The organism is Parathalassolituus penaei (genome assembly GCF_026626885.1).
Taxonomy (GTDB): Bacteria; Pseudomonadota; Gammaproteobacteria; order Pseudomonadales; family Oceanobacteraceae; genus Oceanobacter; species Oceanobacter penaei.
In genome coordinates this window covers 176,566-190,415 of the sequence record NZ_JAPNOA010000026.1, presented here as the reverse complement: position 1 = coordinate 190,415, position 13,850 = coordinate 176,566, and the positions used below count along the sequence as shown (strand labels likewise).

Here is a 13,850-nt window from a genome sequence, read left to right as displayed (position 1 = left end):
CCTGGCAGGTATGAAAGACTCCAAGGTGATTGTGGCCATCAACAAGGACGAAGAAGCCCCGATTTTCCAGGTGGCAGACTACGGCCTGGTGGCAGACCTGTTCGAAGCTGTACCTGAGCTGGAAAAACTGGTCTGATCTCCTGATCGACACGAAAGAGCCCGGCAATGCCGGGCTTTTTTATGTAACGATTTTGTCATCGCCCGGTCATAGTATCCTCAGCCCTGTTACACTCGATATCAGGCTGAAAACTTGCCGTAGGGTGTCAGTTATCAGTAGCATGCGATTCCTTAGGGAATAGCCACTGATGGCTGAGCGAAATTAGCGGGGCTTGAAGCAGTGCCCCGGTCAGAACGGATTGATTATGAGTGTGTCGAACGCAGCAGAAATGAACCCTGACCCGTCAGGTCAGATGCCTGCCCATTCCCGGGAGACGGCCAGTGCAGTAGCGGCCACCGGATTGGCGACACGCTTGCCATTCGGCTTTGCCAAACGATTTGGCGTGCTGGTTGAAGGCAAGCCGGACGCCCTTCGTGTTATCTATCGTGATCCGCTGAATCCCACTGCAGTAGTGGAAGTGCAGCGTTTCCTGTCGATGCCATTCCGCCTCGAAGCCGTAACCGATGACGAGTTTGAACGCCGACTCGGGCTTGCGTATCAAAGTGACTCATCCGAAGCCATGGAAATGGTGGAGGGGCTGGGTGACGAAATGGACCTCGCCAGTCTTGCGGATTCCGTTCCGGAAACCGAAGACTTGCTGGAACAGGAAGGTGATGCTCCGATCATTCGCCTGATCAACGCCCTCCTGACCGAAGCGGTCAAAGAGAACGCCTCCGACATTCACATTGAAACCTACGAGAAGCGCCTTGTGGTGCGTTTTCGTGTAGACGGCGTGCTGCGAGAAGTGGTGCAGCCCAAACGCGCCCTGGCAGCTCTGCTGGTCTCCCGTATCAAGGTTATGGCGCGTCTCGACATCGCTGAAAAGCGCGTACCACAAGACGGTCGTATTGCCCTGCGCATTGGCGGTCGGGAAGTGGACGTGCGGGTTTCCACCATGCCGTCCAATCATGGCGAGCGAGTGGTGATGCGTCTGCTCGACAAGCAGGCTGGTCGTTTGAGTCTCTCCCAGCTGGGGATGTCTGAGCGCGACCTGCGTGTGATGCGTAATATCATCAGCAAACCTCACGGAATTATTCTGGTTACCGGTCCAACCGGTTCCGGTAAAACCACCACCTTGTATGGCGCTCTCAGTGACCTAAACGATACCAGTCGTAATATCCTGACCGTTGAAGACCCGATCGAATACAGCCTGCCGGGCATTGGTCAGACCCAGGTTAACACCAAGGTTGAAATGACCTTCGCCAAGGGTCTGCGTGCCATTCTACGTCAGGACCCGGACGTGGTGATGATTGGTGAGATTCGAGACCTCGAAACCGTAGAAATCGCCATTCAGGCGTCTCTGACCGGTCACCTTGTGTTGTCGACCCTGCACACCAACACGGCCGTCGGTGCTGTAACCCGTCTGCAAGATATGGGTGTTGAACCCTTCCTGTTGTCGTCCAGCCTCATCGGCGTGATTGCCCAGCGACTGGTTCGGGTGTTGTGCCCGGACTGCAAGGTGCCCGCTCATGCAACAGCATCCGAGTGTGAATTGCTGAGCGCCAACCCGGAGCAACCGCCACTGATTTATCACGCCAAAGGCTGTGAAAAATGTAATCAGCTTGGCTATCGCGGCCGTCAGGGTATTTACGAAATTATTGAAGTGGATGAGCAGTTCAAGACACTTATCCATGACAAGTCCGGTGAACAGGCTCTGCATCGTCATGCGCGTTCCATGGGTCCCGGCATCAATGACGATGGCGTTCGCAAGGTTCTGGGTGGCAGCACCACCATTGAAGAACTGCTGCGGGTGGTCAAGGGATAACACATGGCCGCATTTGTATATCAGGCTCTTGATGACAAGGGCAAAACCCGCAAGGGTGTTATGGAGGCTGACAGCGCTCGCCAGGTGCGTCAGAAGCTTCGTGACAAAGGCTGGATGCCGCTGGAAGTGGATGTCTCCACCGACCGCCAGAAGTCTGCCAATGGTTTTGGGCGCGGGCCTGGCCTGTCGGTACCGGAGTTGGCTCTGATTACCCGTCAGCTGGCAACCCTGATTGCCGCAGGCCTGCCGATTGACGAATCCCTGCGTGCACTTTCCGAGCAGACCGGGCGTCAGAAAACCAAAAGCATGATTCTGGCGATCCGCGCCAAGGTTCTGGAAGGCTTTACTCTGGCCAAGGCGCTGGAAGAATTCCCGCGTGCGTTTCCACACCTGTATCGCGCCACCGTAAGCGCCGGTGAACATGCCGGGCATCTGGATGCGGTTCTGAATCGTCTGGCGGATTACACCGAAGCCCGCCAAAGCTCGGATCAGAAAATCAAACTGGCAGCCATGTATCCGCTGATCCTCAGTATTGTGGCGCTTGGTATCGTGGTTGGCTTGCTCACGTACGTGGTACCCGACATCGTTGAAGTGTTTGTCAAAAACGGCCAGACGCTGCCGGCGCTGACCCAGTTTATGCTCGACCTCAGTCACTTCCTGTCTGGTTATGGCCTGTATCTGGGCATCGCCATTGCCGTTGGCCTGGCTGGTTTTGGTCAGGGCTTGCGGAATCGACGTTTTCGCACTGGCTGGCATCAGGTTGTCCTGCGCATGCCTGGTATTGGCGGTTTCGTGAAAGATACCAATACCGCCCGTTTTGGCAGCACCCTGGCTATTCTGACCAGCTCCGGTGTGCCGCTGGTTGATGCCATGCGTATTGCCAGTCAGGTGATTCTGAACATTCCTATACAAAAATCCCTCACTGAAGCGACGGTTGCTGTCAGCGAAGGTGGTAGTCTGCATCGCGCTCTGGCAGATACCGGATATTTTCCGCCGATCATGCTGCACATGATCGCCAGTGGTGAAAACAGTGGTGAACTCGACAGCATGCTGGCCCGCACGGCGCGTCAGCAGGAAACCACACTTGAAAATACCGTATCGGCTCTGGTGAAAATCTTTGAGCCGCTGATGCTGCTGACCATGGGGGCTATTGTGGCCCTGATCGTGGCAGCCATCATGATGCCGATTCTTGAATTGCAACAAATGGTTCGTTAGGAGAAACCGATATGCAAAGCCGTAAGCGCAATCAGGGTTTCACCCTGCTGGAAGTAATGGTCGTTCTGGCCATCATCGGTGGGATCATGGCTCTGGTAGCTACCAACATTCTGGGGGGCGCAACCGATGCCCAGATCAAAACCACCAAGAGCCAGATGAAGCTGCTCGAAAGTGCGCTGGATATGTACAAGCTCGACAACTTCAGCTACCCGTCAACCGAACAGGGTCTGGAAGCACTGGTACAAAAACCAAGCACCTCTCCTGAGCCTAAAAATTACCGTTCCGGTGGTTACCTGAAAGGCACCAAGGTTCCAACTGACGCATGGGGCAACGAATTCCTGTACTTCTTCGAAAAGGGCAAGTATGAAATCGTCTCTCTGGGTGCCGATGGTCAGGAAGGCGGCGAAGCGGAATACGCCGACATCGTTTTCCCGGAATAAATACGGACGGACTACGCACACACCATGACAGGGATTCACAAGCATTCTGAAAGCAGGGGGTTTACCCTGCTCGAGGTCATGGTGGTGCTGTTCGTGATCGGGCTGATTACCAGCCTGGTGACATTCAATTCCTCTGATCGTAAGGCCCAGGACGACACCCAGAAGTTCGGCAAACAGCTGGCGGTGGTGATGAATCTGTATCGGGATGAAGCGGTGTACCGCAACCTCGATCTGGGCCTGGCGATGGATGTAAATGAACTCCTGCTGCTGGCTTTTCAGGATGTTCGTCGCCTCGAAGTGAGCACTGGAAAAAGCTCCGACGAACTCCAGAAACTCGCTGATAATCCGTGGCAGCCTTATGCCTCTGAAACGCTGAAAGCACCTGCTGTGCCGGAAGGTATGGCACTGATGCTGACTCTGGATGGCAAGGAAGTCGATTTTGAAGACCTGCTGGATGACGATGACAAGCCTTTGCCGGCGCTTGAATTCCTGTCTGCCGACGAATACACCCCTTTTGAATTGACCCTCGAACACAGCTCCGATACCAGCTTCGCGATCCTGCTGCATGGTGACGGCTTTAACCCGGTATGGTCTGAACTGGTGCGTTATGAAGATTAAACCAACGCGCGGCTTTACCCTGCTGGAAGTGATGATTGCCCTCACCATCTTTGCCGCCATTGCCATGGTAGTGAGTGGCACCACCAGCCAGTCCACCGACACCCTGCTGCAACTTGAAAACAAGACCATTGCCTCGTGGGTTGCCGAAAACCGTATCGCCGCGTTGCGAACCGTTATTCCGGCGCCGGAAACCGGTGACTCCGATGACGAAGTCACCATGGCAAACCGCACCTGGAGACTGCATACCAAGGTTGAGAAAACCCAGTTCAACGGAGTGGTGCGCGTGACCGTATCGGTTGCCGAAGAAAACCAGCCGGATTACCCGCTGGTATCGCTGGTGACGATTCTGGGGAATTACTGATATGCCGATTCTCCGTCGCTCTGCCGGTTTTACCCTGCTTGAAGTGCTGATGGCCGTCGCCATTACCGCCATGATCGGCGTGGGCGCGGTACAACTGCTGGATACCGTTGCCCGCGCACGCGATGCCACAACGGCTCGTTCTGATCAGCTTGCGGCGTTACAGCGATTTAACAGCCTGGTCGGGCGCGACATGGAGCAGTTCCTGAATCGGCCGATTCGGGACCAGTATGGTGATGAGCGCGCATCCCTGATTCTCGACGACCCGGATTACATGCTCGAATTTACCCGTAACGGCTGGCGAGATCGTCCGGGAGCAGAGCAGCTACGTTCAACTTTGCAGCGCGTGGCCTACCAGTTGCGCCCCATCGATAGCGAAGAGTGTGAGCCCGCCCTCAAGCGCCTGCAGGCGGCGGGAGTAAGCGAGCCGGAATATGACTGCCTGGTGCGTTACCGCTGGGCGGTACTGGATCGTGCCGATGATTCCGTTCCTCAAGCGGTGCCTGTGCTGGATCAGGTGGTCAGCCTCAAGATCAGTTTGCTGGTAAAAACCAGCACCACCGATTCGGATGCGACCGATTCCGAATGGCAAACCAGCTGGCCACCGGAAATGGTGAATGAATCGGCTGTACTGACGCCAACCTTGATTCGCTGGCAAATCGAGCTGCCCTGGCTGGGTGAAATCGAACGCCTGTGGGTGCTGGCCCATGATGGGGAGAGCGAATAATGCGTCGACAACAATCGGGCCTCGCCTTGTTGATGGTGTTGCTGTTTTTTGCACTGGCCAGTGTGATTGCAACCTCGATCATCGAGCAACAATCCATGAACATCCAGCGCACCACCGGACAGCTGGCAACCCAGCAGGCGCGTGCATTTGCCTGGGGTGTAGAGAGCGTGGTGCGCTCCGGTCTCTATCTGGACTGGGAAGATAACCCGGATATTGACCATTACATGGAGCAGTGGACCATTGATCGCAGCTTCCCGATGGAACAGGGCACGGTCTTTGTGCACATCGTTGATGCTCAGGGCTTGTTCAACCTCAACTGGCTGGCACCAGCGGCCAGTAATCACAAGGTCTGGCAGGCCCGGTTTCAGCGCTTGCTGAAAAACCTCGGAGGCAACGTCGAATTTGCCGAAACACTAGCGAACTGGATGAACTCCGAAAGCCAGGCGGACGACCTCTATAGTCGACTGGAAGTGCCTTACCGCGCGGCCTATCGTATTTGCTCGGATATCAGTGAGGTTCGCTTGCTGGATGGCATGGATGAAGACACATGGGTAAAGCTGGAGCCTTACATCACCTGCTTGCCTGCCAGCACCCAGCTGAACGTTAACACGGCGCTGGATCAGGTTTTGGCAGCCCTTGATGATGACTTTGGTCTGGATGGTGCCATGGCGGTGATTGGTGAACGTGGCGAAGATGGCATTGCCAGTGTTGATGACTTCTGGAATATCGCCGAGGTGGCCAATGCGGCGTCAGGCAAGAAAAGCAGTTCGACCACCACCAGCTCATCCAGCAGTTCATCCGATAGCAGTGCGTCCGATGACAGTTCCAGCTCTGACAGCTCGGATGACGACAGCCGCACCACCAACGTGCGCTGGAGTCAGGACGATTTCACCGTCAAAACCTCGTATTTTCTGGTATTCACCCGGGTGGATATCGGCACGGAAGGAGACTGGCTGGCCACCAGCCAATTCATGCTGCGCCGTCAGGCGGATGATGGCAGCATGAGTATCATCTCGCGGGACTATTCGCGTCGGGAAGCGATCCAGTTGCCAGCCCCAGCGGCCAGCAGCAGTTTCTGAGCAACCGGCACAAGACAGGAATCAAGATGTTAACAGTCAAAGTAAGCTGGCATGCGTTGACCGGCAGCTGGATGGTTCAGCCTCTGCAGGCCGATGAAACAACCGCTACAGAAGCGACCGGGTTGCATGAGTGGGCATCCGCCCAGCCTGATCTCGTCGCCGTGCGTATGGTGCTGGCGGCCACCAACTACAGTTGCTTCTGGGTAGAAATGCCTGGTGTGTCCAATCGTCATCTGGCGCGAGCATTGCCGTTCGCGCTGGAAGAACATCTGGTCTCTGATCCGTCTGATTACCTGATTGTGACATCAGGTCGTCAGGCTGGGCGTGTGCGCGCTTATGCAGCTGATCGGGTCATGGTCCGTAATCTGCTGGACGTGTGCGAAGCGCACCATATCCAGGTGCGGGAATTGCTGCCGGAAACCGCATTGCTTGCCGATGAAACCCTTGCTCTGGGTGACAAGGATGGCTGGCTGTTGCGTCTGCCGGGTCGTTTTGAAGGCTGGATTCCAGCTATGGCCATCAGTGCTGTGATGGAGTCAGTGCTGGACGGCTGGACCGCTGAGCGCCTGTTGATTGCTTGTCCGGGTCTGGATCAGGCGCAACTGCTGAAAACCACTATTGATACATCGTTCCCGGGTGTGTTCGAAGATATTCAACTGAAATCGGGGCAACAGCCAGCCCAATGGCTGACTGCTGCCCCGCCGCGTACCCTGTCGTTCCTGACCGGCGAATTCCAGCCACGTGATTCCGGTGACAACCGCCCACGCGCCTGGTGGCGTCCGTTGGCCGTTATGACCGCTGCATGTCTGGTAGTGCTCGCCGTTGATCTGGCGATCGATAATTACCGGATGCGTCAGCAAGCCAGCGACGTTTACGGTCAGAGCCTGGCGCTCTACAAGAAGCTGTTTCCGGGCGAGCGTATTCGCAGTCTGGAGCGGGATTTCCGCGCCAAGTTATCCGGCACCGATGGTGCTGCTGTCAGCACCGGATTTGTGTCGCTGATCAACCGTACTGCCAAAGGCTGTGCCGGCGCAGGGGTTGCCAATCTGCAGGTGACGTCCATTCGCTTCAGCGATCGCCAGCAGGAGCTGATTGTGGAGGTGCAGGCGCAAAACCTGAACGATCTGCAAACACTGCGACAGGCGCTGGAAAAACAAGGCTTGCTGGCTGAAGTCTCGTCAGCCAACAACGACAAGAATATCGTCAAGGGCCGCTTGAAAGTAGGAGAGTCATCATGAATCGCCCGGACATCCAGCAAATTCGACAGCAGGTACTGGCACAACCTACGGTACAGCAGGCGCTTAACTGGTATCAGGCACTTGCCCCACGTGATCGTCTGATAGTTAAAGCGGTTGCGGGGCTGGCGGCGATTGCTCTGGTGTTTGTGCTGGTTTACGCACCACTGCTGCGCTCACATCAGCAATTGGAGCAGGATCTCGCCCGCAAGCTGGACACATGGGAGCTGATCGCGGGTAATGCTCATCGCTTTGGTGATGCTGCGGCCGATGCACCGGATACCGGTGCGCCCGTGTTGCCACGTGTAAGCCAGTCGGCTCGTCAGGCTGGTATCAAACTGGATCGTTTTGAACAGGATGGCAAAGACGTTCGTATCTGGATTGATCGTGTATCCTTTGATGCTTTTATTGCCTGGGTTGAACAGCTGCAGGCTCGCGAAGGTATCGTGGTTTCCCAGATCACCATCGACAGCACAAATGGCCCTGGTTGGGTTAACGTGCGTGCGACTCTCTCTCCGGGCTAAGCCCAAAACAGGTCGGGACAGATGAATTTGTCTGTCTCGGCCAGCGCAATAGTCAGACCCTATCAGCTTTCGCCAACAATCCCCAAACAGAGTAGCATTACACTCCATTGAATCTGATTAAACAGTCTGGAGTGCTGGCCATGTCCTTTGATTTTGATCTGCTGGTGATTGGTGCTGGCTCAGGTGGTGTTCGTTCCTCTCGTATGGCGGCTGCGCGTGGCGCCCGTGTTGCAGTGGTCGAGAACCGTTACCTGGGCGGTACCTGCGTCAACGTCGGCTGTGTGCCCAAAAAGCTGTTTGTGTACGCATCCGAGTACGTTGAAAAAATTGAAGAAGCTCGTGGTTATGGTGTTCAGACCCAGCTGGAGCGCTTTGACTGGCCAACGCTTCGGGACAACAAAACCCGCGAAATTGAACGCCTGAACGGCATCTACGGCAACATGCTCAGGAATGCTGGCGTCACCATTTTAAATGGTAGCGCCAGCTTGCTGGATGCTCATACCGTCAAGGTGGGCGACGAGCTGGTCAGCGCTGAGCGTATTCTGATTGCGACGGGCGGCTGGCCGTTCCGGCCGGATATTCCGGGTGTTGAATTCAGCATTACCTCTAACGAAGCCTTTTATCTCGACGAATTCCCGCAGCGTGTGGTGGTAGTGGGTGGTGGTTATATCGCCGTCGAGTTTGCGGGCATCTTTAACGGTCTGGGTGCTGACGTAAAGCTGGTCTACCGCGGTGAACAGATTTTACGTGGCTTCGATGAGGGCGTTCGCAAGTTTGCAGCCGAGCAGATTGCCGCCAAAGGCATCGATATTATGGTGCAGCAAGACATTGTCGTAATTGAGCGCGCTGGCAACGGTGAATTGACCTGTGTAATGGCTGATGGCCAGCGTCTGGTTACGGATTGTGTCATGTACGCAACCGGTCGCCGTCCAATGACCGACGGGCTGAATCTGGCTGAAGTCGGGGTCAATACCCGTCGTGACGGCACCATCGAAACCAACGAGCATTTCCAGACCTCTGTCTCCAGTATCTATGCGCTGGGTGATGTGATTGGTACTCCGGCATTAACCCCGGTTGCACTGGCGCAGGGCATGAAACTGGTGGCGCATCTGTTTGATGGTGATACCACTCCGATGGATTACAGCAACATTCCTACCGCAGTGTTCTGCCAGCCCAATATTGCGACCGTAGGCCTGACGGAAGAAGCTGCTGCTGAGACATTTGTGAATGATCTCAGTGTGTTTGAAACCTCATTCCGCCCGATGAAACACACCATCAGTGGCCTGCCGGAGCGCACCTACATGAAGCTGCTGGTGCAAACCAGTACAGACCGCATTGTTGGTGCGCATATGGTGGGGGCTGATTCGGGAGAAATCATGCAGGGCATTGCGGTTGCGATACGCGCCGGAGCTACCAAAGCGGTGTTTGACAGCACCATTGGCATACATCCGACCGCTGCTGAGGAATTTGTCACTATGCGCACCGCAACTCGTCAGCGCTGAGTAAAAATCCGCTAGAATCGGATGAACGCGACCAAAGTCTGAGTCTTTTATAAACAATACCCTGCGACTGGCGAATTGGGTTGCGCCTCGTCAGGTTGCAGGATGGCGTCACAATAATAAAAAGGAGATTCGCCTGTGAAATCCGTAATGTCGGGCCTGATGTTGCTGGCCTTGTGTAGTGGCTCCGGAATAGCATCCGCAGCGGACGTTGAAGAAAGTGTCATCCTGAACAGCTCGGTCAGCAGCGTCTGGAAACTGGTTGGTAACTTTAACGGTATCAACCAGTGGCATCCGGCTGTGCGCGAAAGCGAGCAGGATGGCGATGTTCGTTTATTGACCCTGCGTGATGGTGGTCATATTCGCGAGGTGCAGCTGGCACACGACGACGAGCACCATCTGTATCGTTACCGTATGGATCAGTCGCCACTGCCGGTTGCCGGTTATGAAGCGGAAATTCGCCTCGAAACCGTCGCCAATAACAAAACGCGCATGATCTGGAAGTCTCACTTTGAGGCGGTTGGTGTTCCGGAAGCGGAAGCCGAGCAAACCATCCGCACCGTTTACCGAACCGGCATGGATAATCTGGCTCGTCGCTTTAATCACTGAAGCAATCAATCGTCGCGATGGCGGCCTGAATGGTTTGCGTCCGTTGTTGAGGTTGTCCGGGGATTGGTCAGCCTCTGCATTTCCTCCAGCAGCGTATGTGCTGCGTTATCCTGCAACTGCTGGCCTTCTTCGATATAGCCCCTCACCGTGCCGTCGTGGCGCCAGCCACCCTGTTTCCGAATCAGCTCAAATGATACACCGGCTCGTGCAGCGGCAGTGGACATGCCGCGTCGAAAACTGTGACTGCTGAATTCCGGCACATTCTCCAGACCGGCACTGCTTGCCAGTTTTTTCAGCAGCTCATTGATGGAGGCTGCATTAAGAGGCTTCTCACTGAGCTGCCCCCAGCGGTTCATGGCTCTAAACACAGCTCCTGACTCGATATTAGTGGCATTAAGCCACTCTTTTAGTGCGATTGCGGGGCATACGCTGCCGCTGCCAGCAGGAATCGCTCGCACCAGGCCTTGGCCATCCTGATCGGTCTTGGAGCGGGGCAGGTGAATCAACATACCATCTGCTTCAAATTGAATGTCTTCAACCCGGATTGCCACCAGCTCGCTGCGGCGGAAGGCCCCCATAAAGGCTATCAACAGCAAAGCGCGGTCCCGCAATGCGCGCAGCGGATGCTCCTGCGCATTCGCGGCCGCAAGCAGCTCGCCCAGCTGTTTAAGCGTGAGAGCCCGCGCCTTGCGTGGTGGGCGTCCGTGAACTCGTCGAACCCCTTCCAGCGTGCGCTGCACCATCGGATCGGCAGCGGGATCAGCCAGCCCTTGCTGCTGGTGCCATTGCCGAATAGCGGTGATGTGCAAATCAAGACTGCGGGTCGATAACTCGCCGGCTTTTACCAGTATGTACCGGACCAGGCTGTCACGATCGCAGGGCAAGCGGCCGCCAGCGCGCTCGAATTGCAGCAGTGCGGATCGATAGGTTTTGCGGGTGTTGTCCGACAGGGTTGCCTGCAGGTAATGGCGCAGCTGCTGTTCTTCGCTGGTCGACAGGGTTGGTGTGGGCGGCTGCGTGGGTGACTGGGTAGTGCGAAGTGGCTTGTCCGGCATGGATTTTCCTGTGTGTCCGGGCTGGTCGACTGTAACGCGCCGGTACATTTCACAGGCTCATTCTAGCCTTATAACCTGCGATAACAAACATTATCGCAGGTTATTTAACCCTGGATACTTAAATTTGAAGATTAATAAAATAACGTTATATTACGTATTATGTAATATCGATTAAATCTGTCTTGGCGAGGAACAAGGTATGGCGCGTATTGGGATTGGCTGGCAGGAAGTCAGTGCAGCAGCAGATGAACTGCGCAGCGAAGGGTTGGAGCCAACTGTAGACCGGGTTCGTGAAAGGCTTGGTACTGGCAGTAAAAGCACCATCGCGCCATTACTGAAGCGCTGGCGTCAGGAGCAAGGCAGTGCCGATACCAGCCTGCCCGACGAATTACTACAGGCCGTCAGCAGCATTCATCAGCGTCTGCAGGTACTTGCCGATCAGAAGGTCATCGCGGCCGAACAGGAATTCGAACAGCAACGCCAGCAGTGGCAGCAGTCGATCGATCAGATGCAGCATGAGTTGCGTCAGCTGGGCGAACAAAAAGAAACTCTGGAAAATCGCATTCGTACTGACGAGTACGAAAAAATCGCGTTGCGCCAAGCGTTGGAAGAAAGCCGTTTACAAGCAGGACAGCTGGAAGTGCGACTGCAGGAAGCCCAGCGTCGCCAGGATGAGCAGGGCGCAACCATCGTCGAGCTGCGCCAGGAGAACCGCAACGTTCGTGAACATTTTGAGTTCTACCAGACTCGCAGCGCCGAAGAGCGTCAGCGCGAACGTGCCGACCATCAGCAGCAACGTCTGGTTTTGCAAGGGCAGATCGACCAGCAACAAGCGGCCTTGCAGCAGGCCAATCAGGATCGTAGCGAGCTGATGGGTCGTATCCACGACCTCGACCAGCAGCGTCAGCACTGGCAGCAGCAATCGGAACAACAGCAACTGGCTAAAGCCCGCATCGAAGAACAACTGGCCGCAAATCTGCTGGAAATTGGCAGCCTTAGAGCAGAGGTGGACAGCTTGCGAAAACGGGCCGATGCGACCGAGCAGGAGCAGAGAGAACAGGGGATTCGCCAGCAGCTTGAACAGCAGCAATGGCACTTGCAACAACAGGCAGAAGAGCAGCAGCGCTCATTGCAGGAACAGCTGCTAACCCAGTTGCGTGACGAGAACCAGCTGTTACGCCAGCTGGCCTCTCGTGGTGAGCAGGGTCGGTAATCAGTCGAAGTGCTGATAGTGCGAGAGGTAACCCATATCTCTCGCCTTGGCCGTCAGTATCTCGCGAAATGCCGGGTGCGCCAGGCCGATCAGCGCATGCACTCGTTGCGGAATCGACAGACCTTTGAGATCAACGCAGCCAAATTCCGTCACGATGTGATGAGCATCCATACGAGTATCGGTAACAGCGCCACCCGTCAGCTGCGGCACAATACGACTCAGCGCACCGCCTTTGGCAGTGGAATGCAGCGCGATAAACGAGCGACCGCCAGGGGAGCCAAACGCGCCACGAACAAAGTCGAGTTGACCACCGGTGCCAGAAAATGGCGTGCCGTTGATCTGTTCGGCGTTAATCTGGCCGGTGATGTCGACTTCGATCGCCGAGTTAACCGACACCATATTCGGATTTTTGCGAATAATGGACGGATTGTTCACCCAGGAAGCCGGATAACCAACAATTGACGGGTTGTCATCCATAAAGTCGAACATAGCGCGATCACCCAGCGCCAGCGTGAATACATGCTTGTGCTGCATCAAGCGCTTCAGACGGCCATTAATCACACCCTTGCCAATCAGGTCGGCCATGGCTGGCGAGAACAGCTCAGAGTGCAACCCCAGATTTTGATGCCCCTCAAGCAGGCTCAGCACGGCATTCGGCACACCGCCAACCCCCATTTGCAGGGTGTCACCATCGTTAATGCGCTCAGCAACCTGGCGAGCAATCGCCCAGTCGACTTCCGACGCTTCAGCCGCAGGCACTTCACTGAGCGGCGTATTGGCTTCGATCAGGCCACTGATCTCGGAAATATGCACGGAACATTCACCAAAGGTGCGCGGCATAAACTGGTTAACTTCAACAATCACCTTGCGGGCCTTGCGGATAACCGTGGCGCCGTAGTCGGCATTGGTGCCGAGGCTGAAATAACCGTGTTTGTCCATCGGCGACACTGTCACCATAAAGCAGTCCGGCTCAATGGTCTGGGTCAGCAGGCGACCCACCTGGTGAAAGGCAGAAGGGACAAACTCAATCCAGCGCGAATTGCCATTTTGCTGAACCGCTTTGCGATCATGCCCACTCAGAAACAGGCATCTCGGAGTGAAGCGTCCGGCCAGCTCTGGCGTTAGCAAATTCTCCTGCAGCGCCTGCGAGCCGTGCATGTAATAAATATTCAGAGGGTGAAGATTGTTCTGTTGATACGCAGTCGCAATGGTGCGAATCAGCTCGGGCGGCATCGCCACCCCCATGCCCAGAATCAGATTCTGGCAATCTCCCAGCAGATCGATTACCTGATTTCCCGACAGGGTTTTCTCTTGATAGAGATCGCTCCAGCTCACTTTATCCTCCTGTGACAAGTG

Annotated in this window: 14 protein-coding genes and 1 pseudogene; 13 read left to right on the top strand and 2 right to left on the bottom strand. The window is 55.5% G+C overall.

Features of this window, described 5'->3' with window-relative positions:
* The 12 genes and pseudogenes from OUO13_RS09855 to OUO13_RS09800 all read left to right on the top strand — a co-directional run.
* Positions 1–136: pseudogene (locus tag OUO13_RS09855) on the top strand (electron transfer flavoprotein subunit alpha/FixB family protein); the annotation flags it as partial.
* Positions 137–410: 274 nt separating this feature from the next.
* Positions 411–1,922, top strand: coding sequence for a type II secretion system ATPase GspE (gspE, locus tag OUO13_RS09850; protein ID WP_283173713.1), 1,512 nt, complete (start codon positions 411–413; stop codon positions 1,920–1,922).
* A 3-nt stretch (positions 1,923–1,925) separates the two neighbouring features.
* On the top strand, positions 1,926–3,137 hold the full coding sequence (gene gspF / locus OUO13_RS09845; protein WP_283173708.1) for a type II secretion system inner membrane protein GspF: 1,212 nt from the start codon (positions 1,926–1,928) through the stop codon (positions 3,135–3,137).
* Positions 3,138–3,148: 11 nt separating this feature from the next.
* Complete coding sequence (gene gspG / locus OUO13_RS09840) at positions 3,149–3,577, top strand: type II secretion system major pseudopilin GspG (protein ID WP_283173707.1); 429 nt, start codon at positions 3,149–3,151, stop codon at positions 3,575–3,577.
* A gap of 24 nt (positions 3,578–3,601) precedes the next feature.
* Positions 3,602–4,195 (top strand): type II secretion system minor pseudopilin GspH, encoded by a 594-nt coding sequence (gene gspH / locus OUO13_RS09835; protein ID WP_283173706.1) that lies wholly within the window; start codon positions 3,602–3,604, stop codon positions 4,193–4,195.
* Entirely contained in the window at positions 4,185–4,556 is a 372-nt protein-coding gene (gene gspI / locus OUO13_RS09830; RefSeq protein ID WP_283173705.1) for a type II secretion system minor pseudopilin GspI, read from the top strand. The genes gspH and gspI overlap by 11 nt, the downstream gene beginning before the upstream one ends.
* A 1-nt stretch (position 4,557) precedes the next feature.
* On the top strand, positions 4,558–5,280 hold the full coding sequence (gspJ, locus tag OUO13_RS09825) for a type II secretion system minor pseudopilin GspJ (protein WP_283173704.1): 723 nt from the start codon (positions 4,558–4,560) through the stop codon (positions 5,278–5,280).
* Positions 5,280–6,359, top strand: coding sequence for a type II secretion system minor pseudopilin GspK (gene gspK, locus OUO13_RS09820; RefSeq protein ID WP_283173703.1), 1,080 nt, complete (start codon positions 5,280–5,282; stop codon positions 6,357–6,359). Before gspJ ends, gspK begins: the two co-directional genes overlap by 1 nt.
* A gap of 26 nt (positions 6,360–6,385) precedes the next feature.
* Complete coding sequence (gene gspL / locus OUO13_RS09815) at positions 6,386–7,597, top strand: type II secretion system protein GspL (protein WP_283173702.1); 1,212 nt, start codon at positions 6,386–6,388, stop codon at positions 7,595–7,597.
* A complete protein-coding gene (locus tag OUO13_RS09810) occupies positions 7,594–8,118 on the top strand; it encodes a type II secretion system protein M (protein ID WP_283173701.1) in 525 nt (174 codons plus the stop codon). The genes gspL and OUO13_RS09810 overlap by 4 nt, the downstream gene beginning before the upstream one ends.
* 140 nt (positions 8,119–8,258) lie before the next feature.
* Positions 8,259–9,620, top strand: a complete 1,362-nt coding sequence (gene gorA / locus OUO13_RS09805; protein ID WP_283173700.1) for a glutathione-disulfide reductase — start codon at positions 8,259–8,261, stop codon at positions 9,618–9,620.
* Positions 9,621–9,755: 135 nt separating this feature from the next.
* A complete protein-coding gene (locus OUO13_RS09800; RefSeq protein WP_283173699.1) occupies positions 9,756–10,226 on the top strand; it encodes an SRPBCC family protein in 471 nt (156 codons plus the stop codon).
* 5 nt (positions 10,227–10,231) lie between these two features.
* Here the strand turns inward: OUO13_RS09800 and OUO13_RS09795 are convergent, their stop codons facing one another.
* The gene (locus tag OUO13_RS09795) at positions 10,232–11,281 is read right to left on the bottom strand and encodes a tyrosine-type recombinase/integrase (protein ID WP_283173698.1); all 1,050 of its coding nucleotides are present in this window, start codon (positions 11,279–11,281) and stop codon (positions 10,232–10,234) included.
* Between the two features lie 199 nt (positions 11,282–11,480).
* On the opposite strand from OUO13_RS09795, the gene OUO13_RS09790 reads away from it, so the two are divergent.
* Entirely contained in the window at positions 11,481–12,494 is a 1,014-nt protein-coding gene (locus OUO13_RS09790; protein ID WP_283173697.1) for a DNA-binding protein, read from the top strand.
* On the opposite strand, the gene OUO13_RS09785 is transcribed toward OUO13_RS09790, so the two are convergent.
* Entirely contained in the window at positions 12,495–13,829 is a 1,335-nt protein-coding gene (locus OUO13_RS09785) for an acetyl-CoA hydrolase/transferase family protein (RefSeq protein WP_283173696.1), read from the bottom strand. It abuts the gene before it with no gap.
* Positions 13,830–13,850 lie beyond the last annotated feature (21 nt).